Origin of the sequence: uncultured Sphingomonas sp. (assembly GCF_913776855.1) — a bacterium.
Lineage (GTDB): Bacteria > Pseudomonadota > Alphaproteobacteria > Sphingomonadales > Sphingomonadaceae > Sphingomonas.
Genome location: NZ_CAJYQD010000032.1, coordinates 38,865 through 62,307, shown reverse-complemented (window position 1 = coordinate 62,307; position 23,443 = coordinate 38,865). Strand labels below are relative to the sequence as shown.

The following is a 23,443-nucleotide window of genomic DNA, read 5'->3' as shown; positions in this document are numbered from 1 at the left end:
GGCGGCCCGCGTTTCTCGGCCAAAGGCCGTGCCGCCCCGGTCCTACCGGATGCTGCGCTGGATGAAGCTGCGGATCGCCTTCCACCGCCGGGCTTCGCCGGCGTCCCCCCGGTCGCCCGCGCGAACGCTGTGCGACCCGGCGACATCGGACGCCGCCCGGCCGTGACGGGCGACGAGGAAGATGGCGTCGGTACGGTCGGTTTCGTCGATCATCCAGCCCTCCGGTAAGATTGTTTCGCCGCCCAACGACGTGTTCGCTGCTCCTGTTCCGCTTGTCGAGCGCGGATTTCCGCCAGATTCGGCGTGATTTTCGGTACGGTAGGGTAACAATACGCGGCGCATCTGCCCTAGGATAGTTAACGGGGCGATGGTACCTGACGTACAAAATATCCGACGTCGTCTCCGCTGCTTTAGGGGATGTTTACGCCACCCCGTGCAGGACATGTCCATGGCCACGCCGGTATTCCTGACGATCGACACCGAATTGATGTGGCGGCACCATGCCGCCGATCTGCCGGCATCGACCGTCGTCGCCCGCTCGCTCGAACCCGCCGGGGTCGGCGTCACGTGGCAGCTGGAGCAGTTGCGCGCGCATGGGCTGAAGGCCTGCTTCTTCGTCGATCCGCTTCCCGCGCGCCTCTATGGCATGGCGGCGATCGCCCCGACCGTCGAGGCGGTTCTGGCGGCGGGGCAGGAGGTGCAACTCCACCTCCACCCCAATTGGGTCGGTGCGGCGGTCGGCGACCGGGGACGGGCGCATGGCAGCTTCGAACTGGTCGACCTGTCGCGGCAGGAACAGCAGGATTTGCTAGGCGAGGCACGCGACCTGTTGCGGGACGCGGGCGCGCCCGATCCGGTCGCGTTCCGCGCGGGCAGCTACAGCGCCAACGACACCACGATCGACGCTCTGGCCGCCTTGGGCTTCGCCTATGACAGCAGCCATAACGGCGCGCACCATCCCTGGCCCAGCGCGCTGTCGCTGTCGCCCGACCTGATCGCGCCGGTCGCGCATCGCGGCCTGATCGAGCTGCCGGTCACCACCATCGCCATGCCCGGCGGCGGGCGGCGGCATTTCCAGATCTGCGCGCTGTCGGCGGCCGAGATGCGCGCCGCGCTGACCCATGCCGCCGCGCAGGGCCATGCGGCGGTCACCATCGTCAGCCACGGCTTCGAACTCGCCAACCGGAGCGGCACGCGCGCCAACGGCGTCCATGTCCGCCGGTTCGAGGCGCTGTGCCGCACGCTGGCCGATCGCGCCGGGGCACTACCCACCACCCATTTCCGCGACCGTCCCGCCTTGCGGCTGGGGCAGGACGACCGTCCGCTGCCTGCCAGCGCTTTGCGGACGAGATGGCGACAGGTCGAACAGCTCTGGTCCAACTGGGTCGAGGAGCGCGCGGCATGAGCATTGCCGTCCCCTGGCCGATCAAGTTCCAGATCGGCGCGCGAACGCTGTTCGCGATCCGCCGCCGGCTGGTGCGCGTGCCGCTCGAACTGCGCGACGTGCTGTCGGGGGCGGCACCGGTCCTGCCGCCGCTGCCGCCCGGTGCCGATGGCTGGTCGGTCACCTCGCTGCCCGAACCGTTGCTGGACGCGGTGCGCCCCGCCAGCGGCTTTACCTTCGTCCGCCAACGCTACACCCGCTACCACACCGACCTGACCATCGGCTTTGACGCGTGGTTCGCCGGCCTGTCGGGCAACGCCCGCTCCGGCCTGAAGCGCAAGGCGAAGAAGCTGGCCGAGGCGAACGAAGGCATCCTCGACGTCCGCACCTATCGCACCGCGCAGGAGCTGGCCGAGTTCCACGGCATCGCCCGCCGCGTGGCGGAGCGGACCTATCAGGAAAAGCTGCTGGGTGCCGGTCTGCCGGGCGACATTGCCTTCCGCGCCGCGATGCAGGGGAAGGGGACGCGGAGCGAGGCGTTCGGCTGGCTGCTGTTCGTCGGCGATTCACCGATCGCCTATCTCTACTGCCCGATGACGGCGGGTGACGTCCGCTACGACTATGTCGGCCATGACCCGGCATGGAGCGACTGGTCGCCGGGCAGCGTGCTGCACATGGAAGCATTCCGTACCCTGTTCGCGGAACCGGCGGCCGAGCGCTTCGACTTTACCGAGGGCGAGGGCCAGCACAAACGCCAGTTCGCGACCGGGGGGACGGCGTGCGTCGACCTGCTCCTGCTGCGCGCGACGCCAGGCAACCGCGCGACGGTAAAGGCGCTGGCGGCGTTCGACGGCGCCGTGGCGCGGGTGAAGCGGGCGCGCGACTGGCCGGTGGTCGGCCCGCTGGTGGCGCGAGTGCGGCGGGGATAGCGTTGTCGTACCCTCCCCGGAGGTGAAATGGCCATCCGATTTGTGGCCGTGTTCTACTGCAAGCCAACCGGCAGCGTACCGGACGTTGCGATCGGTACCGTTGAGGGCTTTCGGTTTTTTCGTCCTCGACCACGAGCGGTCAGCCACAGCGGCACTTGGTCAACTGGCGCAAGGGACCGGCTCGATGGTCGACGGTCAGGGAAGGCGACTGCATCCCGGCGACCGTAGCGAACCGGTGGTTTGCGCGCCCATTCCCGGCCAAACCCTGCTAAACCCACCCCATGCACCTGAACGCCACCGCGATCCTCCTGTCCGTGCGCGCGCACGGCGAGCACGGCGCTGTGGTGCGGGCGCTGACCGAACACGCCGGCGTCCAGCTCGGCTATGTCCGCGGCGGGCGGAGCCGGGCGATCCGGCCGGTGCTGCAACCGGGCAACCTCATCCGCGGCGACTGGCGCGCGCGGACCGATACGCAGCTGCCCGCGCTGACCGTCGAGCTGATCGAGAGCCGCGCGCCGTTGTTCGCCGAACCGCTGGCCGCCGCCGCGATCGACTGGATGTGTGCGCTCACCGCCTATGCCCTGCCCGAGGCGCTGCCCTATCCCCGCATCCATGCCGCGCTGGACGGGCTGTTTGCCGCGATCGCCGTCGCGCCGGGAGCCAGCGACTGGGTGGGGGCGCTGGTGCGGACCGAATTGCTGATCCTGTCCGAACTAGGCTTCGGCCTCTCGCTCGACGAATGCGTCGCGACCGGCGTCACCGACGACCTGACCCATGTCAGTCCCAAGAGCGGCGGCGCGGTGTCGCGCGCGGCGGCGACCGGCCTCGAACACCGCCTGCTGCCGCTGCCCGCCTTCCTGATCGAAGGGGGCCGGGCCGACTGGGCGGCGGCGTTCGACGGCCTCGCCCTGTCGGGCCATTTCCTGTCGCGCGACCTGCTGGGGCTGAAGGGGCAGGACGTGCTGGCGGCACGCACCCGGCTGGTCGAGCGATTGAAAAGGACGGTTGCGTGAGCGGCGCGGAGTGGGCAGAGGCTGCCCCACGCAATCTTCGTGCGTGAACCATGGATGATATGATGGCTTTGATCGCGATACTGCCCGGCGACGGGATCGGACCGGAAGTAGTGGCGGCGGCGCGCCAGGTACTGGATACACTGAATCTCGACCTGACGTTCGCGGAAGCACCGGTCGGTGGCGCGGCCTATCGTGCGCACGGCCACCCGCTGCCGCCAGAGACGCTCGATCTGGCGAAGCGCGCCGATGCCGTCCTGTTCGGTGCGGTCGGCGATCCGGCGTTCGACAATGTCGCGCGCGAACACCGCCCCGAACAGGCGATCCTCGGCCTGCGCAAGGAACTGGGCCTGTTCGCCAATCTGCGCCCGGCAAAGCTGTTCGCCGGGCTGGAAGACGCCTCCGCGCTCCGCCCCGAAGTTGCCGCCGCGATCGACATGGTGATCGTGCGCGAGCTGACTGGCGACGTGTATTTCGGGGAAAAGGGCCGGGGGACGACGGCGGACGGCCTGCGCGAGGGCCATGACCTGATGCGCTATGACGAGGCGGAGGTCGCCCGCATCGCCCGCGTCGCGTTCGACACCGCGCGGACCCGCAACCGCCGGCTGTGTTCGGTCGACAAGGCCAACGTCCTCGAAACCTCGCAGCTGTGGCGCGATGTCGTGATCGAGGTGTCGAAGGATTATCCCGACGTCCAGCTGACCCACATGTATGTCGACAATGCCGCGATGCAGCTGGTGCGCAATCCGGGCCAGTTCGACGTGATCGTCACCGGCAACCTGTTCGGCGACATCCTGTCGGATCAGGCGAGCATGTGCGCCGGGTCGATCGGGATGCTGCCCTCCGCCGCGATCAATCAGGACAAGAAGGGCCTGTACGAACCGATCCACGGCTCCGCGCCGGACATTGCGGGCCAAGGCAAAGCGAACCCGCTGGCGACGATCCTGTCGGCGGCGATGATGCTGCGCCATTCGCTGGGGCTGACCGCGCCGGCGGACCGGATCGAGGCGGCGGTCACCGCCGCTTTGGTCGCCGGGCACCGTACGCCCGATCTGGGCGGGACCGCGACGACGCAGGACATGACGGACGCGGTGCTGGCGGCACTGTGATCCCCTCGCGCTACCGTACCCCTGCCCAGGCGTGGGGCCAGGGCCACCAAAGACATCGCCTGTGGTTCTGGACCCCCGCGTGCGCGGGGGTACGATAGCGCGGATATGACCCCGCTCGCCCTCGCCATCGTCGTTCCCGTCTTCAACGAACGCGGCAACGTTCCCCTGCTCGTCGCCGCGCTCGACGCTGCGCTCACGGGTATCGCGTGGGAAGCGATTTTCATCGACGACGACAGTCCCGACGGCACCGCCGACGTTGCCCGCGCCATCGCCCGCGACGATCCGCGCGTCCGCGTGATCCAGCGCATCGGCCGGCGCGGCCTGTCGACCGCCTGTATCGAGGGGATGTGCGCCACCGCCGCGCCGCTGGTCGCGGTGATCGACGGCGACCTGCAGCATGACGAGACGCTGTTGCCGCGCATGGCGGCGGCGCTGATCGCCGATCCGGCGCTCGACCTGGTGATCGGATCGCGCTTCGTGGCGGGCGGCGGGACCGGGGCATGGGATGCCGACCGCGTGGCCAAGTCGGCGCTTGCCACCCGCCTGTCGCGCCGCGTGCTGAAGGCCGACCTGTCCGACCCGATGAGCGGCTTCTTCATGATCCGGGGAGAGGTTGTGCGCCGCGTCGTGCCGCGCCTGTCGGGGATCGGGTTCAAGATCCTGCTCGACATCCTGACCGCCGCGCCGCAGCCACTGACGTTCGCCGAGCTACCCTATGTGTTCCGCACGCGAGCGGTGGGGGAAAGCAAGCTCGACCATGTCGTCGCCCTCGAATATCTGATCGCGCTGTACGACCGGATGTTCGGGCGGGTGGTGCCGGTGCGCTTCGTCATGTTCTCCGCGATCGGTGCGGCGGGCGCGATCGTGCATCTGGCGGCACTGGCGCTGCTGCTGGAGGGGCAGGCCGGGTTCATCGGCGCGACGATCGTGGCGACGATGGTCGCGATGACCTTCAACTTCTTCCTCAACAACCTGCTGACCTATCGCGACCGGCGGCTGCGGGGCGCACGGGCGCTGGCCAATGGGTGGGTATCGTTCTGCGCGGTGTGTTCGGTCGGCGCGGTCGCCAATGTCGGCGTCGCGGCGTTCCTGTACGATGTGCGCGGGCACGCATGGGCGTTGCCGGCGCTGGCTGGAATCGCGGTCGGTGCGGTGTGGAATTTCGCGCTGTCGTCGCGCTTTACGTGGGGGCGGTACGGGCGGAAGCGATCGGCCTAGCGCCAGCTGTCGAACCACATCCACCGGTTGAATGCCTGCGGCCCGTCGAGCGGCGCGGCGGAGATGATCGGGTAGAAATAGACGAACAGCATCAGCACCGGCAGCGCGAACCATTCGTTCGCCCGCGCGAACCGCCCCTTGGCACAGCCATGGAATGCCGCCGCCAGCGCGAGGCACAACCAGATGCTCGACAGATGGTAATAGTAATAGAAGCCGAGCGATTTCGGGATCACGGCCCACACCGCCAGCGACCCGACCCAGAGCAGCCCGACCCCCAGCAATGCCCGCGACCGCCGCCGCCACCCGGCCCACAGGCACGCGGCCACCGCGGCCAGCCCGCCCCACATGATCGCCGGATTGCCGAGCAGCAGCACGCCGCGCTGCACGCCATTGTCGGGTTCGTAGAAATACCAGATCGGCCGGATCAGCAGCGGCCAGCTCCACCAGCTCGACTGATAGGGATGGGGGGCCAGAATTTGCGTCTGCCGCTGGTACATCTCGACCTGGAACGGGATCACCCGCGTCAGCGTCAGCGGATCCTGCGCATAGAAGAAGGCGGGGGCAAAGGTCGCGAAATAGGTGCCGATGCTGATCGCGCCGAACAGCGCCAGCGCCGGAAACAGCGGCAGCCCCGGCCAATAATCCCGCCCGTCGCTCTTGCCCCATACCAGCAACAGCCCCGCACCCGCGACATAGGGCACCGCCGCCCATTTCACCCCGACCGCCAGCCCGAACAACGCCGCCGACAGCGCCAGCCTGACCGTCGGTCGCCCCCGCATCGACCACAGCAAGGCAGCGATGGCGAGGGTGGTGAACGCGCCGAGATACACCTCCAGCATCGCGGTGCGTGCCTCGATCAGCAGCGTCTGGTTCAGCATGGTCAGCGCTGCGCCGAACACCGCCACCTGCACCCGCCGGAACAGCAGCTGCAGGCACGCGAACACGCCCAGCACCGTCGCGGTCCCGGCCAGCGTGCCGAAGATGCGCCAACCCCATGGATCGTCGCCGAACACCGCGATGCCCGCCGCGATGCACATCTTTGCCACCAGCGGATGTTCGGTATTGGCGGGATAGGCGAGCGCCAGCAGCGTCCGCGCGGCGGGCACGTAATGCACCTCGTCGAACGACAGCTTCCCCGGCCGCCCGAGGCCCCACATAAACAGCAACTGCGCGAAACACGCGATCAACAGGGCGGTGGTCCACGGGCGATCGCGCAGGCGGGAGAGCATGGGGCGGGGTGTAGCGGAAGCGCGGAGGCGTGCCTATCCTCCCCGGCACGGGGAGGATTTGCCGTATCGCCCATCACTTGCCACAATCCGTGCATATTGCATCGCGACATGGCACTGATCGATACGTTCCTCGCCCGTACCGTCCGTCGCGGTACGCTCTCCCTAACCCATGCCGATGGCCGCACCGTCACCTTCGGCACCGCCGACCCGGCCTTTCCCGACGTCGCGATCCGCTTCACCCATCCCGGCGTCGCTGGCCGCATCGTCCGCCATCCCGCACTGGGCGCGGCGGAGGCGTTCATGGACGGGCAGCTCGTCATCGATCGCGGCGACATTCGCGATCTGGTCGAGCTGCTGACCGGCAATACCCCCTGGGGCCGGGGCAACTCGCTGGCGCCGTCGCTGCCGATCCGGTTGTTCGATGCGGTCCGCCACCGGATCGACCGGGTCAACATGGCCCGCCGGTCGAAGCGTAACGTGGCGCATCACTACGATTTGTCCGACCGGCTCTACGCGCTCTTCCTCGACATCGACCGGCAATATAGCTGCGCCTATTTCACCGATCCCGCCAACAGCCTCGAACAGGCGCAGGCTGACAAGAAGGCGCATATCGCCGCGAAGCTGGCGCTGCGTCCGGGGATGCGGGTTCTTGACATCGGCTGCGGCTGGGGTGGGATGGCGCTGTACCTGCACCGCAAGACCGGCGCGGAGGTGCTGGGCGTCACCTTGTCCGAAGAGCAGATCAAGGTCGCCCGCCGCCGTGCCGAGGAAGCGGGCGTTGCCGACAAGGTGAAGTTCGAACTGATCGACTATCGCCACGTCACCGGCCGGTTCGACCGGATCGTGTCGGTCGGCATGTTCGAACATGTCGGCCCGCCGCAATATGGCGCCTTCTTCCGCAAGTGCCGCGAACTGCTGACCGATGATGGCGTGATGCTGATGCACACCATCGGCCGGATGGGCGTGCCCGGCGTCACCGACACCTTCACCACCAAATACATCTTTCCCGGCGGCTACAACCCGGCGCTGTCCGAAATCGTGCGCGGCTACGAAGGAACCAAGCTGATCGCGACCGATATCGAGGTACTGCGCGTCCATTACGCGCTGACCATCGACCACTGGTACGACCGCACCGTCGCGGCGAAGGATGCCATCGTCGAGCTGTACGACGAGAAATTCTACCGCATGTGGACCTTCTATCTGGCCGGCGCGGCGGCGGCGTTCCGCCATGGCGGCATGGTCAACTACCAGGTCCAGCTCACCCGCAACCGCCTCGCCCTGCCGCTGACGCGGGATTATATGCTGGAGGAGGAGCGGCGGTTGCGGGGATAGGGCTTGCGCATATTCGACTGGCTGTTCGGGCGTTCGCCGCCATCGGTCGACCCCGATGGGTTCGGGCAGAGCCTGCGCGACGACCTGCGCTTCCGGCGGTACTTCCGCCGGGCGCGCCGCCGCGACGTCCGGTGGCGTGTGCCGACCGCCGCAGAGATCGCCGCGATCGAAGGGCACCCGATTCTCGGCCGGTTCGGCGACCATGTATACGTGGTGGCGGAGGTCGATGACGAACGCTGGATCGTGCGCGACCGCGACTGGTCCGGCTGGCCCGATCCGCCGGAATATGTCTTCTTCGCGCTGGCCGGCGACACGATCCGCGCGGCGACCGATTTCGATGGCTGGCCGCCGCGCTGGACCCTGCCGGACGACCTGCCCGATTACTCGATCGTCACCCCGACGACCTTCCAGTCGCCGCCTTCCTGATCGAGCGTCACCGTCTCGACCTTGTCGCCGCCGGTCGCGAAGCGGGTGCGGAATTTCAGCATTTCGACGCCGGCCGGCGGCACGGGGATCGTCTCCTGCCCCAGCAGCGTCCGCGACACGACCATGCCCAGCGGCGGGCGCACGCGCTGCGACACCTCGCTCCACACCGCTTCGCTGTTCAGCTTGCGAAACGCCGCGCCGAACCGGCCATAGCTGTCGCTCCAGCGCCCGGCATCGACCAGTTCGAGAAAGGTGCGCGCTGCGTCGGACGCAGGCGTGGCGGGTGCGGTGGCCGACGGGGGCGGCGCCTGGGTCGAACCGGGCATCAGGGTCAGGGCCAGCAGGCCAAGGGCGAAGGTCATCAGCATCACTCCGATCAGAACCGGCCACCGGCGACGCGCCGGTGTCGCGCCGTCGTCCGGCGCCGATCCCACATCGTTTGCCGCGCTCCGTGCGTCCTCCCCGGTTCTTTCGTCCCCCAGATTCTCGGGGGTCTCGGCGTCGAGCAACAGCCGCGCCGCCTCGCGGCTGCTCGACACCGCCAGCTTGCGCCGCGCATCGCGCAGCCGTTCGTTGATGGTATGGACCGACAGCCCCAGCGTGACCGCGACCGACTTCGCATCATGCCCACGCACGATCAGGCGCAGCGTCTGCTTTTCCTTTTCGGTCAGGGCGTCGAGGGCTGCTTTGGTCGGCAGGTTCATGGGGTTCGGCCTATGTCCGGGCCAGGGGAGCGGCTACCCCTAAAAATTTGGGACGGGTACGACGGCCCGTCAAACCCGAAGCGAACGTCGCCCCAGCGCAGGCTGGGGCCTCAAGCGGCTCCTGCCTCGTGCCATGACCGGGAGATCCCAGCCTTCGCTGGGATGACGCGTGGAGCCGACGTGACGACGGGGAGGGGGCGATCCACGCCCCCCGGCCGCTCAATCCTCGCCGAAACGATCCTCGACCAGCTGACACAGCTGTCCCACCACCGCCTCGGCGCCGTCACCGACCGCGCTGATCGTGATGTGGTCACCCTTGGCCGCGCCCAGCATCATCAGGCCCATGATCGACGTGCCGGTGACCCGCGATCCGTCCTTTTCGACACTGACCTCGATCGGAGCGGCGGCGGCCATGGTCACGAACTTGGCGCTGGCGCGCGCGTGCAGCCCGCGGCGGTTGGTGATCTGGACGGTGCGGGTGACGCTCACGCCGCCGCCTCGCCCAGCACTTCGCTGGCGACCGAGATGTACTTGCGCCCCGCCTCGCGCGCGGCGGCGACGGCTTCGGCGACCTTCATCGCCTTGCGCGCACCGCCCAGCCGGATCAGCATCGGCAGGTTGATGCCCGCGATCACCTCGATCCGGCCCGTTTCCATCAGCGAGATGGCAAGATTGCTGGGCGTGCCGCCGAACAGGTCGGTCAGCACGATCACGCCCTGTCCGGCATCGACATCGGCGATCGCCTTGGCGATGTCGGCGCGGCGTTCCTCCATATCGTCCTCGGGACCGATACACACCGTGCCGATCCGCTCCTGCGGACCCACGACATGCTCCATCGCCACGACGAACTCCTCGGCAAGACGTCCGTGCGTCACCAAAACCAGGCCGATCATGTTCGTCGTCGTTCCTACATCCGTCATGGCGCCTGCTTTGCGCCTTCCAGCGAATCCTGCGGCGCGGTGCCTAGGTCGCGATGGTGTATCGTGGGCGAAAATCCCTGGGTACGCAACCATGCGCCCATCCGTTCGGCGACATGGACCGACCGGTGCCGCCCGCCGGTACAGCCAAAGGCGATGGTGACATAGGATTTCCCCTCCGCGCGATAGCGGGGGAGGAGGGTCAGCAGCATCGTTTCGAACGACGCGATCGCCGCGTCATAGGCGGGGTCGGCCTGCACATAGGCGGCGACATCGGGGTCCAGCCCCGTTCCCGGCCGCAGCACCGGGTCCCAGTGCGGATTGCGCAGGAACCGCATGTCCAGCACGATATCGGCGTTGCGCGGCACCCCGCGCGAGAAGCCGAACGACAGCACCGACAGCACCGGCGCGCTGCTGTCCGGTTCGGCAAAGGTCTCGCGCGTCCATTGCGCCAGGTCGTTGCGGCTGAAATTGGTGGTATCGAGCAGCCGGTTGGCGAAGGCGCGCAGCGGCTCCAGCACCTCGCGTTCGCTCTCGATCCCGTCGGCGGCGGTGCGGTCGCTGGCCAGCGGGTGGCGTCGCCGCGTTTCGTTGTAGCGCCGCTCCAGCTCGGCCTGGCTGCTGTCGAGGAACAGGACGCTGACCCCGAACTCCGGCCGGGCGCGGATCGCGGCGACGATCTGTTCGGCGTCGAACCCGCGTGTCCGCGTTCCGATTCCGACGGCAAGCGGCCGGTCGGCATCGGCGGGCGTCGCGGCGATCAGCTGGCCGAGCAGGCGCAGCGGCAGATTGTCGACAATGTCCCAGCCGCTGTCCTCCAGCGTCTTGAGGACCGTCGATTTCCCCGCACCGGACATGCCGGTGACCAGCAGGATGTTGGCGTGCTGCATTATCGTGCGATCCTGTCGAGCATCAGGTGGATACGCGCCGGGGCGGAGGCCTCCAGCAGGGAAAGGGTATAGGCGGGCAGGGATATGCCGGCGACGACATGGGTCATGGGCTCGGGCATCCGTTCGGGCATTCCGGCCGCGACCCACAGGGCGACGGGCACGTCGGCGACGAAGGGGCGCTCGACGATGCCGATGCCGCGCACTTCGATCCGCCCGGCGATGGTCGCGGGCGGCGCGGCGTACAGCGCGCCGTCCCGCACGGTCAGCGCCGTATAGTCGTCGCTGACCAGCATCGCGCCGGCATCGATCAGCCGCAGCGTCAGGTCCGACTTGCCCGCCCCCGACGGCCCGGCGATCAGCACGGCGCGCCCGTCGATCGCCACGCACGACGCATGGACGGGTTGCGGCGGCTCGTCGCTCATGCGCCCGCCACCGGCAGCTGCACCACGAAGCGTGCGCCCTCGCGCTGGTCCCGGCGTGATTCTGCGGCGATCATACCGCCATGCCCTTCGACGATGGTCCGCGCGATGGCAAGGCCAAGGCCCGAATGTCGTCCGAAAGCCTCGTCGCCTGGTCGCACCGAATGGAACCGGCGGAACACCGCCTCGCGCTGTTCGGGGGGCACGCCGGGGCCATCGTCGACCACCTCGATCTCCACCAGGTCGCCGTCATTGCCGCCGGCGATCCGCACCGTGCCGCCGGGGGGAGAGAAGGAAATGGCGTTGTCGATCAGATTGGCGAACACCCGTTCCAGCCGCGCACCCTCGCCGCTGACCACCAGCGGTTCGTCGGGGTCGAAGCGCAGCACCACGTCGCGTTCGATCCCGCGATCGGTGCGATAGGCGACCAGCGCGGCGATCAGCGCGACCAGATCGACGCTTTCGAACTTCGCCCGCGCCAGCTGCGCATCCAGCCGCGATGCGTCGGAAATGTCGGTAATCAGCCGGTCGAGCCGATGCACATCGTCCTGCACGATCGCCAGCAACTGCGCCTGCAGATCGGGGTCCTTCACCGCGCCCAGCCCGTCGACCGCGGAGCGTAGCGAGGCGAGCGGGTTCTTCAGCTCGTGCGTGACGTCGGCGGCGAACGCCTCGGTCGCGTCGATCCGGCTGCGCAGCGTACTGGTCATGTCCGACAGCGCGCGGGCGAGCATCCCGATCTCGTCCCGGCGGCTGGGCAGGCGCGGCACCACCACCTCGCGCGCACGGCCCAGCCGCACCCGGATCGCGGCACGCGCCAGCATCCGCATCGGCCGGACGATGGTGCGCGCCAGGAACAGCGACAACAGCACCGACAGCAGCACCGCGACGCCCAGCACCAGGCTCAGGCGAAACCGCTCCGACCGGACGGTGGAGGTGATGTCGCGCGCGTTGACCGTCGCCATCAGCACCCGGTCCTCCGGCAGCGGCGCGGCGGCGGTGACGACCGGCGTCCGGTCCGGCGCCCGCCACACGGTGGCGGCGGTCGCCCCGGTCGTCCGCACCGTCACCACATCGGGCCAGCGCAGTCCGCGCCCCGGCGCGCGTTCGCGGTACAGCGGGTCGCGTTCGTTGCCGACCACCGTGTCGATCCCGGCGTCCAGCGCGCGCGCGGCATCCTGTTGCCAGCCGTCCTTGTCCGGATCGACCAGCTGGAAATTGCGTACGCCCAGCACCCGGCTGTCGGCGACCAGCCGCCCGCGCCGGTCATAGATGCGCAGGCGCAGCCCCGACTTGCGCGCGAAATTGACCATTTCGTCGGTGCGGTCGTCGGGTGCCATCAGCGACAGCGCCTCGGCGATCAGCCGCACCTCGCGCTCCGCCTGCGCCACCCGCCCGTCAACGATCCGCGCGCGATAACTGTCGAGATAGAAGAACCCGCCGGCCAGCAAGGCGAGCGCAAAGATGTTCACGAACAGGATGCGCGGCGTCAGCGACACCCGCCCCGACCAGCGGAGCGACAGCGCGCCTTCGTCGACCGGCAGGTCCTCGGGGATGTCAGCGGGGGGCATCAGCGGTTCCGCATCCACCAATACCGTACCCCGGCGAAGGCCGGGGTCCAGTTACGGCACTTCGCGCTTCCATCACGGACGTTTCCCAACTGGACCCCGGCCTTCGCCGGGGTACGATGCCGTTTGACGTACGCGTCGAACCAAAGGCCGACTGCCGCTGCCCACCCTATTCGTCCGCGAAGCGATACCCCGCGCCATACAGCGTCTCGATCGCGTCGAATTCCTTGTCGACCTGTCGGAACTTGCGGCGCAACCGCTTGATGTGGCTGTCGATCGTGCGGTCGTCGACATAGATGTCGTCCTGATAGGCGGCGTCCATCAACTGGTTGCGCGTCTTGACGATGCCGGGGCGGCTGGCAAGCGTTTCGAGGATCAGGAACTCGGTCACGGTCAGCGTGACGTTCTCGCCGTTCCACGTCACCTTGTGCCGCGCCGGGTCCATCGCGAGGCGTCCGCGCTCCAGCACCGCCTGGGGCGTACCCTCGGGACTGCCCGGCTCACCGGCCAGCGCCGGTTCGGCCCGGCGCAGGATGGCGCGGATGCGCGCGATCAGCAGCCGCTGCGAAAACGGCTTGGCGATATAGTCGTCGGCACCCATGGCAAGGCCCAGCGCCTCGTCCAGCTCGTCGTCCTTGCTGGTCAGGAAGATCACCGGCAGCCGGCTTTTTTCCCGCAACCGGCGCAGCAGTTCGAGGCCGTCCATCCGCGGCATCTTGATGTCCAGCACGGCCAGGTCGGGAGGGTTCTCGGCAAAGGCCTTCAGCGCCACTTCGCCATCCGAATAGACCCGCGTGACAAAGCCTTCGGTCTGCAACGCGATCGATACCGACGTCAGGATGTTGCGGTCATCATCGACCAGCGCGATCGTCGCGGTCATGGGCGGAAATCCGTGTGCATCACGCCTGACGGTTACGGGAAAGGGCGCCGCCGCTCAATGCCCTGTGCCGTAGCGGAGCGACAATCCTTTCGTGCCGGCGTTTCGTGCCGGGACGAATGTCCGGACCGGCATCCTGCTCATGCGTCTTCCGGCGGCGATCGCATATATCATATAATTAACTTGCTAACCCATTGGTCGTAATCGCAAAACACCATGGCTATAATGTTGTTTAACGTGTTTGACGCTTTGCCGTCACGCGCCTACAGCATCCCGAAATCGCGAGACGGGGGTACCGTCCGCGAGTCGGTACCCGAGGGAGAATGCAGCATGGCGATCGTCACGCCCGAACACGACCTGTCCGCAATGGGCATCGATACCGGTGCGGAAGTCCACTGGAACCTGCGCACGCCGCAGCTGGTCGAGCTGGCGGTCGCGCGCGGGGAAGGGCGGCTGGCCAAGGACGGCCCGCTGGTCGTCACCACCGGCCGCCATACGGGCCGCAGCCCGCAGGACAAGTTCATGGTCCGCGACGCAATTACCGAGGATACCGTGTGGTGGGGCAAGACCAACCGCGCGATGGACCCGGCGCATTTCGCCACGCTGAAGGCCGATTTCCTCGCCGAACTGGTCAACGAACCGAATTTGTTCGTGCAGGATCTGTTCGGCGGGTCGCAGCCCGAACACCGGGTAAAGGTGCGCGTCATCAACACGCTGGCGTGGCACAACCTGTTCATCCGCACGATGCTGGTCCGCCCCGAGAACGCCGATCTGGCGGGCTTCGTCCCCGACTTCACCATCATCGACCTGCCGAACTTCCGCGCCGATCCCGCGCGCCACGGCTGCCGCAGTGAAACCGTGATCGCGGTCAGCATGACCGAAAAGCTGATCCTGATCGGCGGCACGCAGTATGCGGGCGAAATGAAGAAGTCGGTGTTCGGCCTGCTGAACTTCCTGCTGCCCGAAACCGGCACCATGCCGATGCACTGTTCGGCCAATATCGGTCCGAAGGGCGATACGGCGGTGTTCTTCGGCCTGTCGGGCACCGGCAAGACGACGCTCAGCGCCGATGCCAGCCGTACGCTGATCGGCGACGACGAACATGGCTGGTCGGACACGGCGGTCTTCAATTTCGAAGGCGGCTGCTATGCCAAGATGATCCGCCTGTCGGCCGAGGCGGAGCCGGAAATCTTTGCCACGACCAAGCGGTTCGGCACCGTCCTCGAAAATGTGGTGATGGACCCGGATACGCGGGAACTGGATCTCGACGATCCCAGCCTCGCCGAAAATTCGCGTGCGGCCTATCCGATCGACGTGATCCCCAATGCCTCGGCCGACAATATGGGGCCGGTGCCCAGCAACGTCGTGATGCTGACCGCCGACGCCTTCGGCATCCTGCCGCCGATCGCGCGGCTGACCCCGGACCAGGCGATGTACCATTTCCTGTCGGGCTATACGTCGAAGGTGGCGGGGACCGAAATCGGCGTGACCGAACCGGAACCGGTCTTCTCGACCTGCTTCGGCGCACCGTTCATGCCGCGCCATCCGTCGGTCTATGGCAACCTGCTGAAGGAACGGATTGCCAAGGGCAATGTCGCGTGCTGGCTGGTCAATACCGGCTGGACCGGCGGGCAATATGGCGAAGGGCGCCGGATGCCGATCAAGGCGACGCGCGCGCTCCTCAACGCCGCGCTCGACGGATCGTTGAACGATGCCGCATTCCGCACCGATCCCTGGTTCGGGTTCCAGGTGCCGGTATCGGTGCCGGGCGTCGATGCCGCGATCCTCGACCCGCGCAGCACCTGGGCGGACGGCGCGGCCTATGACCGCACCGCCGCCAAGCTGGTCGACCTGTTCACCGCCAATTTCGCGCAGTTCGCCGATGCGGTCGATGCCGGGGTGCGCGACGCCGCCCCGCGGGTCGCCGAACCGGCCTGAGGTAGGAGAGGGAGCGCCCCCGCCACGTAGCGGGGGCGCCTTTCCTCAGGGACACGCAACGCCGCGCCTTGCGTTGTCCGGTCCATGTCCAGCCACCTCCACGCACCGCAATCCGCCCGCTTGACGCTCCACGCCGGCCGCAAGCTGCGCCTGAAGGCAGGCGTGTCGGTCACGCCGGCCGGGTTGCTGTCGATGGGCGCTCTGGTATCGTCTGTGCTGTTGTCCAGCGCGGCGATCGTTGTTGCCGCACGATTCCCCCTGCGGGATCGGGAGAAGCGCGATGTTCTATGATTCGAACGCCTGGCCCCCACCGCCCGACGGCTACGAACCGCCCCGACCGCCCGCGCGCCTGACCCGGCCGCAGGAGCGGGTGATGCTGGGCAGCATCGGCGTGTTCCTGCTGGTGATGTTCGTCGGCCCGCTGGCGGGCTCGTCGGTGATCGCCGGGATCATCGCGGTGTTTTCTTGAGCTAAACCGTCCCAACCTTCCCCCCGACCGGCCCGTTTGCTTCGAGCGGAGGTTCGAGCCTGTCGAGAACCGAAGTCGAGAAGGGGTTGCCCCGAACGCGGCGTTCTCGACAGACGCTTCTCGACAGGCTCGAAGCTGCTCGAACCAAACGGGTCTGGTTGGAAACGGAAAGGGATCGAAACCCCCTTCACCCCCGCACGAACATCCACCGATCCCCCTCGGCGCCCGCGAACCGATACCCGTCGCTATCGAACCCCTGCATCGCCGCCACATCGGTCACCCGGTGTTCGCACATCCACCGCGCCATCATCCCCCGCGCGCGTTTCGCGTGAAAGCTGACGAAGCGCGGCCCTTCAGGCCCATCCTCGCGGAAATCGACCTCGATCACGCGGACATCGCCCGGCAGCTGTCCCGCCACCGCGTGCCAATATTCCTGGCTGGCCAGGTTCAGCACCACGTCCGACCCGCTTCCCCGCACATCCTCCGCCAGCAGCCCGGCAATGCGGTCGCCCCAGAACGCATACAGGTCCTTCGCCCGCCCCGGCGCCCAGCGCGTGCCCATCTCCAGCCGGTACGGCCGGATCGCGTCCAGCGGCCTGAGCAGCCCGTACAGGCCCGACAGGATGCGGACATGATCCTGCGCGAAATCGAACTGCGCCGCCTCCAGCGACTTCGCGTCGAACCCGGCATAGACGTCGCCGGCGAACGCCAGCAGCGCCGGCCGCGCCTCGGCGTCCGCAAAGTCACGATACCGCGCGGCATTCAGTGCGGCCAGCTTGGGCGAAATCCGCATCAGGCTGGCCAGCTTCGCCGCGCCCAGCCGCGCCGCGCCGCGCGCGATCTGGCCGGATTCGTCGGGGAATCGTGGCGCGCTCCACGACAGGTCGGGGAGCGTGCTCGTGTAGTCGAGCGTCTTGGCGGGGGACAGGATCGCGATCATCGCGTGCCGCCTATCGGCCCGATGGGGACACGTCAAAGGGGGGGGGGGCGGTGCCGACTTCGATCACCCACGGGACCTGAACCGTTCAACGCGCGTTCAGCGCAGGTCCGGCAACGCATCGTTACGTGCGTGTGCTTGTGCGGACGCATGGTTCGACCTAGATGGGCCGCGCCTGCCGGGCGCTTACGTCCAGCACCAGTTTTCGGGAGAATTCACGGCATGACGTTCGTTTCCAAGGCTGCCCTGGCTGCCCTGCTCGGCATGGGTGCGACCCTGGCCGTCGCCGCGCCGGCCGATGCCCAGCGCAAGAAGAAGGACGAAGCGCCCGCCGCGCCGCAGATCCAGGTCGGCGAAGCGTTCCGCACCGCCGCGCTTGCCGCCGACGCCGCGATCAAGGCGAAGAACTTCGCCGTGGCCGATCAGCAGATCGCCGCGATGCAGGCAGCCGCCACCGCCGGCAACCAGGACGAGGCCTATTTCCTCGCCCAGCTGAAGGTGCAGAACGCGCAGGCGAAGAACGATCGCCCGGCACTCGCCGCCGCGATCGACGAACTGCTCGCCAGCCCCAAGCTGAAGCCCGAAGAGCGCGGCGGCCTGTATTACAACCGTGGCGTCCTCGCGCTCGACACCAAGCAGACCGATGTCGCGGTGCAGAATTTCGAACGCGCCAGGCAGGCCGGCTATAACGAGCCGGACCTCGAACTGCGCCTCGCCAGCATCGCCATCCAGAAGGGGCAGGTCGATCAGGGCCTCGCCAGCCTCGAAAAGGTGATGGCCGCGCGCAAGGCCGCCGGGCAGCCGGTGCCGCCGGGCTGGTACGACCTCGCCATTTCGCAGCTCTATCGCTCGAACCGTCCGGTCGAGGCCGGGCAGTGGGCGCGCCGCAAGCTGGCCGAATATCCGACGCAGGCGAACTGGCGCACCGTGCTGGCGCTGTTCCGCGACCGTGCCGACAACAAGGGCGCGACGCTCGGCAACCAGGCCCGTGTCGACATCCTGCGCCTGATGCGCGACACCAAGTCGCTGGCCGACCAGAACGACTATCGCGACTATGTGCAGACCACGCAGGACATCGGCCTGCCCTATGAAACCGTCGCAGTGATCGACGAAGGGCGCGCATCGGGCAAGATTCCGGCGTCGGCGACCGTCTTCAACTCGCTGAAGACCACGGCGCAGACCCAGATCAAGTCGGACGGTTCGGCCGCCGCGCTCGAAACCCGTGCGAAGTCCGGCCCGAACGGCCGCGCGGCGCTGGCTGCGGGCAATGTCTATCTGGCGACCGGCAACAATGCGAAGGCGGTCGAGCTGTACAATCTCGCGCTGCAAAAGGGCGGGATCGACGCCGACGAAGCCAACACCCGCATCGGCATCGCCCATGCCCGTGCCGGACAGGCGGCGGAAGCCAAGGCGGCGCTGGCCAAGGTGACCACCACCGGCCCGCGTGCCGAAATCGCCAGCTTCTGGACCTTCTACGTCGACAATCCCCGCATCGTCGCGTCGACCCCGGCGGTCGGCAACAACTGATCGGGTGACCGAACACGCGAAACGGCCCGGACCAGTGATGGTCCGGGCCGTTTCCGTTTGGGGGAAGGTCTTCTGGCAACCACTCCGTTCGGTTCGAGCAGCTTCGAGCTTGTCGAGAAGTGTCCGTCGAGAACGCCTGCCTAGCGGACCCCCGTTCTCGATACGCGCTCTCGACAAGCTCGATCGCTACTCGAACCAAACGGAGTGGTTGTGCAGGGGGGGCGGCAAGGCATGTTCCTTCCCGTCCCATTTACCCCCCCCGTTTGCTTCGAGCGCAGGTTCGAGCTTGTCGAGAACCGTAGTCGAGAAGGGGGCGCCCCGAACGGCGCGTCCTCGACAGGCTCCAGGCTGCCCGAACCGAACGGAGTGGCGTACAGAAAGGAAGAAGCAATCACTCCCCGGCGGAAACCGGAATCCCCGGCAGCGCCTTCGACGTTCTGACCGTCGGCGACGTCTTCACGCTCGCGACATTGGGCGCGGTAATCAGCTGCGTCGTCAACATCGACTGAAACGTCTCCAGGTCGGCCGCGACGATCTTCAGGATGAAGTCGATCTCGCCGTTCAGCATGTGGCATTCGCGGACCTCGGGGATCGTCGCGATATGCGCCTCGAACGCGGCGAGGTCGCTGCCCGCCTGGCTCTTCAGGCTGACCAGCGCGAACACCGTGATCGTAAAGCCCAGCAGTCGCGGGTCGAGCGCGGCATGATAGCCGCGGATCGCGCCGGCCTCCTCCAGCGCGCGGACACGCCGCAGACAGGGGGGCGCGGTCAACCCGACGCGCTCGGCCAGTTCGACGTTCGTCATCCGCCCGTCCTCCTGCAACAGGGCAAGGATTTGCCGGTCGATACGATCGAAAGCCATGGTAGAGTTCCGTGATAGGGTTCGAATGATCGCCCTGCCTACAGCATTATAAAATTACGCGGAAGCGCAATTGTCCCACATTGCGACGTACCGAAAATGGGCAGTTCCGTATTAACGATCGCGGGGTTAAGGGTCATGGGCACCCGGCAGTTACGCAGGTGCGAGTAGCGGGAATCCGGTGCGCTTCGACGATACCCTCGAAACGGTTTTGGCCTCCGACCTGACGGGGGAGGGCGCGCGTGCTTCGGCCTGGCGGCAGCTGGTCGACCTGATCGGGCGCGGTCGCGTCGATCCCGATCCCCGCGGGATCGCGCTGCTCCACGATCTGCAGGACGGCGTACCGCGTACCGTCCGCGTCGCCAGCGCCCGCGACCTCGAATATGCCCGCCCGCCGGCCGTGCTGGTCGGATTGTTCGCGACCGACGTGATCGAGGCGGCGGTGCCGGTGCTGCGCGGTGCGACGCTCTCGGTCGACGAATGGCTGGCGCTGCTCCCGCGTCTCGGATCGACCGCGCGCGGTATCGTCCGCAACCGCCGCGACCTCGACCCCGCCGTCCAGCGCGCGCTCGACAGCTTCGGCAGCACCGACCTGGTGCTGGGCGATGACAGCGTGTCGTCCGCCGACGGTCAGGCTCGCCCGCCGCAGCCGGACGATGCCCGCCCCGCAGAGGCGCCGATCTCCGCTGGTGTGACGGATATGGCCGAGGCCGTTGAAGCCGATGCCGAAGCAACCGCGCCGGATGCCTCCGCACCCGCCCCAATTCGTCACCCCAGCGAAGGCTGGGGTCTCCCGCCGCAGCCGGACGACGCCCATCCCGCAGGCACCCCAGCCCCCGCTGGGGTGACGCCTGAGGGAGAGGCGGCAGAGGCCATCACGCCACCGCCGGTCGCCGATCAGGCCGACCTGTTCGCCCCGGCCACCGACCCCGCCGGCCCGTTCCGGATCGTCGACGTCATGGCACGGATCGAAGCGTTCGAGCGGACGCAGGATGTCGCACCGCCCCCGCCCGCCGCGACCGGGGGACAGGACAACTTCCGCTTCGAAACCGACGCCGCCGGGCTGATCCGCTGGGTCGATGGTGTCAGCCGCGCGCCGCTGGTCGGCCTCTCGCTCGATTTCGGCGCGGCGCCTGGCACCGCCCGCTTCGACGGCGTGGCGGCAGGCGCGCTTCGCCAGCGCAGCCCGTTCCGCGACGCGCGCCTCGTGATCGGCGGCGACAGCGATGCGTCCGGCGAATGGTGCGTGTCGGGCGTGCCGGCGTTCGACCATGCCAGCGGCCGCTTCACCGGCTATCGCGGCACCGCGCGGCGCCCGCGTCGCGACGAACGCGCCGAACCCGTTGCCACGCGCGATGCCGGTGTCGCCCAGCTGCGTCAGCTGGTCCACGAACTGCGCACCCCGGCGGGCGCGATCGCCGGCTTTGCCGAGATGATCGAGGCGCAGCTGCTCGGCCCCGTGCCGCCGGTCTATCGCGACCGCGCCGGGGCGATCCTGAACCATTCGCGTGATCTGGTCGCGGTGATCGACGATCTCGACCTCGCCGCGCGGATCGATGGCGACGCGCTCGACCTGCGCGCCGACAGCGTGGTGCTGCGCCCGGTGCTGGACGTGATCGCCGCCGACCTCGCGTCGCTCTGCGACCTGCGCGGCACGTTGCTGGAGATCGAACCGACCGACCTGTCGGTCACCGGCGACCGGCGCGCGGTCGAACGGCTGCTCGCCCGCCTGCTCGCGACGCTGGTATCGGCGGGCGAGCCGGAGGAATCGATCTATGTCCGCATGGGGCTGGAGGGGGATGGCCATGTCGCGATCGTCCTCGACCGGCCGGCGGCGCTCGACGCATGGCCCGGCGACAGCGTGTTCGACGTGGACGATGACGAGGGCGACCAGTCGCTGCTCGGCACCGGCTTCGCCCTGCGCCTCGCCCGCAACCTCGCCAGCGAACTGGGCGGCACGCTCGTCTTCGGCACCGCCACGCTGACGCTGCGCTTGCCGGCGGCGGACGCGGTGGAGGTCGGGCAGGTCCAGCAGCGGTGACCCCGCCGTTTCGGCCCGCCGATGGCCGGCCGGTCGTCTGGCGCGACGGTTTCGGGACACGCTTCACCTTGCTTGTCGATACCGAAGAGGAATTCGACTGGCGCGCCCCGTTCCGCCACGACGGCTGGAGCGTCGCCACCACCGCCGCCCTGCCCGACGCCCATGCCCGGATGGCCGGCATGGGCGTGCGCAGCTGCTATCTGGTCGACTATCCGGTCGCGACCGATCCCGCCGCGATCGACGCGTTGCGCGCGGTCATGGCACAGGGTGACGCGACCATCGGCGCGCAGCTCCATCCCTGGGTCAATCCGCCCTTCGACGAAGCGCTGTCGAACCATAGCAGCTTCGCCGGCAATCTGCCCAAGGCGCTGGAGGCGGCCAAGCTCGACCGCCTGACCGACGCGCTGACCACGCTCGCCGGCACCCGCCCGACCGTCTATCGCGCCGGCCGCTACGGCCTCGGCCCCAACACCTTGATGCTGCTGGCGGCGCGCGGCTACCGCCTCGATAGCTCGATGCGCGCCCGCTATGATTATGGCGCACAGGGCGGGCCGGACTATCGCGCCGTCGCCAACCACGCCTTCCGCACCGGTCCCGATGGCGCCATCGTCGAACTGCCGCTGACCACCGTCTTCACCGGGCGGCTGCGGCGCGGCGGCGCGGCGCTCTACCGCGCCGCTGGTCGCATCCCCCGCGGACGCGGCATCCTCGCGCGCACCGGCCTGCTTCACCGCGTGGCGCTGACGCCCGAGGACATGCCGCTGCCCGACGTGCTGGAGGCGATCCGGGTGGCGGTGGGGGAGGGGACCCGCGTCCTCAACTTCGCCTATCATTCGCCCAGCCTCGTCCCCGGCCACACCCCGTACGTCCGCGACGCCGCCGACCTCGCCGCCTTCTGGGCGTGGTGGGACGGGGTGCTGGGCCTGCTCGCGCGGCTCGGCGTGGGTGCCGCGTCGAGCGACGACATCCTCGCCGCCGCCACCTGATCCTTTCGCGGTTCGCAAGCGTTGGGGCGGGCAGAAGGGAAACCCTGCCATGCTCACGCCCCAAGACGAACACTGGATGCGACAGGCGATCGCCATCGCCCGGACCAAGGGCGACGACCCGTCCTGCTCGCCGCTCGGGTCGATCATCGTGCTCGGCGACCGCGTCCTCTCCGCCGAGCCCAACCAGACGCAGGAACTCCCCGACGCCACGGCGCACGCCGAGATGATGGCGATCCGCCGCGCCTGCGAAAGCGAAGGCGACATGGAGCTGCGCGGCGCGACGCTCTATTCCACGCTCCAGCCCTGCGGCATGTGCACCATGGCCTCGATCTGGTCGAAGGTCGCCCGCGTCGTCTATGGCGCCGGCCGCGACGATGTGCACCGCATGTATTTCGAGGACCGTCACATCGACACGCTGACCTTCATCGCCGACGCATACCGCGACGACATCGTGATCGAGGGCGGCTGCCTGCGCGAGGATTGCGCGAAGCTCTATTACGGCCCGGACGACGACGTGCCGGAAGAGGAACAGGGGAACATCTGACTCCCTCTCCCCTTCAGGGGAGAGGGAAGGGGCCCGTCCGGCGAAGCCGGATGGGAAGGGAGAGGGGCAAAGAAAAGGGGCCGGAAGCACCAAACCTCCGACCCCTTATTCTGTTTGTCGGCCGACGCGG

The 23,443-nt window shown here is 68.2% G+C and carries 25 protein-coding genes; 14 read left to right on the top strand and 11 right to left on the bottom strand.

The window, feature by feature from the left end; translation table 11 throughout:
- Positions 1 to 42 precede the first annotated feature (42 nt).
- Entirely contained in the window at positions 43 to 213 is a 171-nt protein-coding gene (locus QZ755_RS08795) for a hypothetical protein (protein WP_294321977.1), read from the bottom strand.
- Positions 214 to 448: 235 nt separating this feature from the next.
- Here QZ755_RS08795 and QZ755_RS08790 point away from each other — a divergent pair, with 235 nt between their 5' ends.
- From QZ755_RS08790 to QZ755_RS08770, 5 genes are all read left to right on the top strand, one after another.
- Positions 449 to 1,405, top strand: coding sequence for a polysaccharide deacetylase family protein (locus tag QZ755_RS08790; protein ID WP_294321976.1), 957 nt, complete (start codon positions 449 to 451; stop codon positions 1,403 to 1,405).
- Positions 1,402 to 2,313 carry a GNAT family N-acetyltransferase gene (locus QZ755_RS08785; protein WP_294321974.1) on the top strand — a complete coding sequence of 304 codons (912 nt, stop codon included), beginning with the start codon at positions 1,402 to 1,404 and terminating at the stop codon, positions 2,311 to 2,313. The genes QZ755_RS08790 and QZ755_RS08785 overlap by 4 nt, the downstream gene beginning before the upstream one ends.
- 281 nt (positions 2,314 to 2,594) lie before the next feature.
- A complete protein-coding gene (gene recO / locus QZ755_RS08780) occupies positions 2,595 to 3,326 on the top strand; it encodes a DNA repair protein RecO (RefSeq protein WP_294321973.1) in 732 nt (243 codons plus the stop codon).
- A gap of 62 nt (positions 3,327 to 3,388) precedes the next feature.
- Complete coding sequence (leuB, locus tag QZ755_RS08775) at positions 3,389 to 4,432, top strand: 3-isopropylmalate dehydrogenase (RefSeq protein WP_294322119.1); 1,044 nt, start codon at positions 3,389 to 3,391, stop codon at positions 4,430 to 4,432.
- Positions 4,433 to 4,537: 105 nt separating this feature from the next.
- Positions 4,538 to 5,650, top strand: a complete 1,113-nt coding sequence (locus tag QZ755_RS08770; protein ID WP_294321971.1) for a glycosyltransferase family 2 protein — start codon at positions 4,538 to 4,540, stop codon at positions 5,648 to 5,650.
- Here QZ755_RS08770 and QZ755_RS08765 read toward each other — a convergent pair.
- A complete protein-coding gene (locus QZ755_RS08765) occupies positions 5,647 to 6,879 on the bottom strand; it encodes a glycosyltransferase family 39 protein (protein ID WP_294321969.1) in 1,233 nt (410 codons plus the stop codon). The genes QZ755_RS08770 and QZ755_RS08765 overlap by 4 nt on opposite strands.
- 108 nt (positions 6,880 to 6,987) lie before the next feature.
- Here QZ755_RS08765 and QZ755_RS08760 point away from each other — a divergent pair, with 108 nt between their 5' ends.
- Positions 6,988 to 8,211, top strand: coding sequence for a cyclopropane-fatty-acyl-phospholipid synthase family protein (locus tag QZ755_RS08760; RefSeq protein ID WP_294321967.1), 1,224 nt, complete (start codon positions 6,988 to 6,990; stop codon positions 8,209 to 8,211).
- Between the two features lie 3 nt (positions 8,212 to 8,214).
- The gene (locus QZ755_RS08755; RefSeq protein ID WP_294321965.1) at positions 8,215 to 8,637 is read left to right on the top strand and encodes a hypothetical protein; all 423 of its coding nucleotides are present in this window, start codon (positions 8,215 to 8,217) and stop codon (positions 8,635 to 8,637) included.
- On the opposite strand, the gene QZ755_RS08750 is transcribed toward QZ755_RS08755, so the two are convergent.
- The 7 genes from QZ755_RS08750 to QZ755_RS08720 all read right to left on the bottom strand — a co-directional run bounded on the left by QZ755_RS08750 (position 8,592) and on the right by QZ755_RS08720 (position 14,015).
- Positions 8,592 to 9,341 (bottom strand): DUF4019 domain-containing protein, encoded by a 750-nt coding sequence (locus QZ755_RS08750; RefSeq protein ID WP_294321963.1) that lies wholly within the window; start codon positions 9,339 to 9,341, stop codon positions 8,592 to 8,594. The genes QZ755_RS08755 and QZ755_RS08750 overlap by 46 nt on opposite strands.
- Positions 9,342 to 9,560: 219 nt before the next feature.
- Positions 9,561 to 9,830 (bottom strand): HPr family phosphocarrier protein, encoded by a 270-nt coding sequence (locus QZ755_RS08745; protein WP_294321962.1) that lies wholly within the window; start codon positions 9,828 to 9,830, stop codon positions 9,561 to 9,563.
- The gene (locus QZ755_RS08740) at positions 9,827 to 10,234 is read right to left on the bottom strand and encodes a PTS sugar transporter subunit IIA (protein ID WP_055761511.1); all 408 of its coding nucleotides are present in this window, start codon (positions 10,232 to 10,234) and stop codon (positions 9,827 to 9,829) included. The genes QZ755_RS08745 and QZ755_RS08740 overlap by 4 nt, the downstream gene beginning before the upstream one ends.
- A 23-nt stretch (positions 10,235 to 10,257) precedes the next feature.
- Complete coding sequence (gene rapZ, locus QZ755_RS08735; RefSeq protein ID WP_294321959.1) at positions 10,258 to 11,148, bottom strand: RNase adapter RapZ; 891 nt, start codon at positions 11,146 to 11,148, stop codon at positions 10,258 to 10,260.
- Entirely contained in the window at positions 11,148 to 11,570 is a 423-nt protein-coding gene (locus QZ755_RS08730; RefSeq protein WP_294321957.1) for an HPr kinase/phosphatase C-terminal domain-containing protein, read from the bottom strand. The genes rapZ and QZ755_RS08730 overlap by 1 nt, the downstream gene beginning before the upstream one ends.
- Positions 11,567 to 13,138 (bottom strand): stimulus-sensing domain-containing protein, encoded by a 1,572-nt coding sequence (locus QZ755_RS08725; protein WP_294321955.1) that lies wholly within the window; start codon positions 13,136 to 13,138, stop codon positions 11,567 to 11,569. Before QZ755_RS08725 ends, QZ755_RS08730 begins: the two co-directional genes overlap by 4 nt.
- Before the next feature lie 166 nt (positions 13,139 to 13,304).
- Positions 13,305 to 14,015 (bottom strand): response regulator transcription factor, encoded by a 711-nt coding sequence (locus QZ755_RS08720; RefSeq protein WP_294321954.1) that lies wholly within the window; start codon positions 14,013 to 14,015, stop codon positions 13,305 to 13,307.
- A 327-nt stretch (positions 14,016 to 14,342) separates the two neighbouring features.
- On the opposite strand from QZ755_RS08720, the gene QZ755_RS08715 reads away from it, so the two are divergent.
- The 3 genes from QZ755_RS08715 to QZ755_RS08705 all read left to right on the top strand — a co-directional run bounded on the left by QZ755_RS08715 (position 14,343) and on the right by QZ755_RS08705 (position 16,419).
- Positions 14,343 to 15,950, top strand: a complete 1,608-nt coding sequence (locus QZ755_RS08715; protein ID WP_294321951.1) for a phosphoenolpyruvate carboxykinase — start codon at positions 14,343 to 14,345, stop codon at positions 15,948 to 15,950.
- A gap of 84 nt (positions 15,951 to 16,034) precedes the next feature.
- Positions 16,035 to 16,241 (top strand): hypothetical protein, encoded by a 207-nt coding sequence (locus tag QZ755_RS08710; RefSeq protein ID WP_294321949.1) that lies wholly within the window; start codon positions 16,035 to 16,037, stop codon positions 16,239 to 16,241.
- Positions 16,231 to 16,419 carry a hypothetical protein gene (locus tag QZ755_RS08705; protein ID WP_055759809.1) on the top strand — a complete coding sequence of 63 codons (189 nt, stop codon included), beginning with the start codon at positions 16,231 to 16,233 and terminating at the stop codon, positions 16,417 to 16,419. Before QZ755_RS08710 ends, QZ755_RS08705 begins: the two co-directional genes overlap by 11 nt.
- Positions 16,420 to 16,606: 187 nt before the next feature.
- On the opposite strand, the gene yaaA is transcribed toward QZ755_RS08705, so the two are convergent.
- Positions 16,607 to 17,359, bottom strand: a complete 753-nt coding sequence (gene yaaA, locus QZ755_RS08700) for a peroxide stress protein YaaA (protein ID WP_294321945.1) — start codon at positions 17,357 to 17,359, stop codon at positions 16,607 to 16,609.
- A 219-nt stretch (positions 17,360 to 17,578) separates the two neighbouring features.
- Here yaaA and QZ755_RS08695 point away from each other — a divergent pair, with 219 nt between their 5' ends.
- Positions 17,579 to 18,883 (top strand): hypothetical protein, encoded by a 1,305-nt coding sequence (locus QZ755_RS08695; protein ID WP_294321943.1) that lies wholly within the window; start codon positions 17,579 to 17,581, stop codon positions 18,881 to 18,883.
- A gap of 391 nt (positions 18,884 to 19,274) precedes the next feature.
- Here QZ755_RS08695 and QZ755_RS08690 read toward each other — a convergent pair whose 3' ends face one another.
- Entirely contained in the window at positions 19,275 to 19,745 is a 471-nt protein-coding gene (locus QZ755_RS08690; RefSeq protein ID WP_055759818.1) for an Lrp/AsnC family transcriptional regulator, read from the bottom strand.
- 178 nt (positions 19,746 to 19,923) lie between these two features.
- Between QZ755_RS08690 and QZ755_RS08685 the strand changes: the two genes are divergently transcribed.
- Genes QZ755_RS08685 through QZ755_RS08675 form a run of 3 tightly spaced genes read left to right on the top strand, consistent with a single transcriptional unit; the run spans position 19,924 to position 23,313 of the window.
- The gene (locus QZ755_RS08685; protein ID WP_294321940.1) at positions 19,924 to 21,783 is read left to right on the top strand and encodes a histidine kinase dimerization/phospho-acceptor domain-containing protein; all 1,860 of its coding nucleotides are present in this window, start codon (positions 19,924 to 19,926) and stop codon (positions 21,781 to 21,783) included.
- Positions 21,780 to 22,769: a polysaccharide deacetylase family protein gene (locus QZ755_RS08680; RefSeq protein WP_294321938.1), complete on the top strand. Its 990-nt coding sequence runs from the start codon at positions 21,780 to 21,782 to the stop codon at positions 22,767 to 22,769. Before QZ755_RS08685 ends, QZ755_RS08680 begins: the two co-directional genes overlap by 4 nt.
- A 49-nt stretch (positions 22,770 to 22,818) precedes the next feature.
- A complete protein-coding gene (locus tag QZ755_RS08675; RefSeq protein WP_294321935.1) occupies positions 22,819 to 23,313 on the top strand; it encodes a nucleoside deaminase in 495 nt (164 codons plus the stop codon).
- Positions 23,314 to 23,443: the final 130 nt, after the last annotated feature.

Bases quoted from the DNA above. Each gene is read 5' to 3' on its own strand.
- QZ755_RS08795 (WP_294321977.1), bottom strand. From the start codon at position 213: ATGATCGACGAAACCGACCGTACCGACGCCATCTTCCTCGTCGCCCGT.
- leuB (WP_294322119.1), top strand. From the start codon at position 3,389: ATGGCTTTGATCGCGATACTGCCCGGCGACGGGATCGGACCGGAAGTA.
- QZ755_RS08720 (WP_294321954.1), bottom strand. From the start codon at position 14,015: ATGACCGCGACGATCGCGCTGGTCGATGATGACCGCAACATCCTGACG.
- QZ755_RS08725 (WP_294321955.1), bottom strand. From the start codon at position 13,138: ATGCCCCCCGCTGACATCCCCGAGGACCTGCCGGTCGACGAAGGCGCG.
- QZ755_RS08765 (WP_294321969.1), bottom strand. From the start codon at position 6,879: ATGCTCTCCCGCCTGCGCGATCGCCCGTGGACCACCGCCCTGTTGATC.
- QZ755_RS08730 (WP_294321957.1), bottom strand. From the start codon at position 11,570: ATGAGCGACGAGCCGCCGCAACCCGTCCATGCGTCGTGCGTGGCGATC.
- QZ755_RS08790 (WP_294321976.1), top strand. From the start codon at position 449: ATGGCCACGCCGGTATTCCTGACGATCGACACCGAATTGATGTGGCGG.
- QZ755_RS08695 (WP_294321943.1), top strand. From the start codon at position 17,579: ATGACGTTCGTTTCCAAGGCTGCCCTGGCTGCCCTGCTCGGCATGGGT.
- QZ755_RS08715 (WP_294321951.1), top strand. From the start codon at position 14,343: ATGGCGATCGTCACGCCCGAACACGACCTGTCCGCAATGGGCATCGAT.
- rapZ (WP_294321959.1), bottom strand. From the start codon at position 11,148: ATGCAGCACGCCAACATCCTGCTGGTCACCGGCATGTCCGGTGCGGGG.
- QZ755_RS08690 (WP_055759818.1), bottom strand. From the start codon at position 19,745: ATGGCTTTCGATCGTATCGACCGGCAAATCCTTGCCCTGTTGCAGGAG.
- QZ755_RS08770 (WP_294321971.1), top strand. From the start codon at position 4,538: ATGACCCCGCTCGCCCTCGCCATCGTCGTTCCCGTCTTCAACGAACGC.
- QZ755_RS08740 (WP_055761511.1), bottom strand. From the start codon at position 10,234: ATGATCGGCCTGGTTTTGGTGACGCACGGACGTCTTGCCGAGGAGTTC.
- QZ755_RS08710 (WP_294321949.1), top strand. From the start codon at position 16,035: ATGTCCAGCCACCTCCACGCACCGCAATCCGCCCGCTTGACGCTCCAC.
- yaaA (WP_294321945.1), bottom strand. From the start codon at position 17,359: ATGATCGCGATCCTGTCCCCCGCCAAGACGCTCGACTACACGAGCACG.
- QZ755_RS08760 (WP_294321967.1), top strand. From the start codon at position 6,988: ATGGCACTGATCGATACGTTCCTCGCCCGTACCGTCCGTCGCGGTACG.
- QZ755_RS08675 (WP_294321935.1), top strand. From the start codon at position 22,819: ATGCTCACGCCCCAAGACGAACACTGGATGCGACAGGCGATCGCCATC.
- recO (WP_294321973.1), top strand. From the start codon at position 2,595: ATGCACCTGAACGCCACCGCGATCCTCCTGTCCGTGCGCGCGCACGGC.
- QZ755_RS08785 (WP_294321974.1), top strand. From the start codon at position 1,402: ATGAGCATTGCCGTCCCCTGGCCGATCAAGTTCCAGATCGGCGCGCGA.
- QZ755_RS08750 (WP_294321963.1), bottom strand. From the start codon at position 9,341: ATGAACCTGCCGACCAAAGCAGCCCTCGACGCCCTGACCGAAAAGGAA.
- QZ755_RS08705 (WP_055759809.1), top strand. From the start codon at position 16,231: ATGTTCTATGATTCGAACGCCTGGCCCCCACCGCCCGACGGCTACGAA.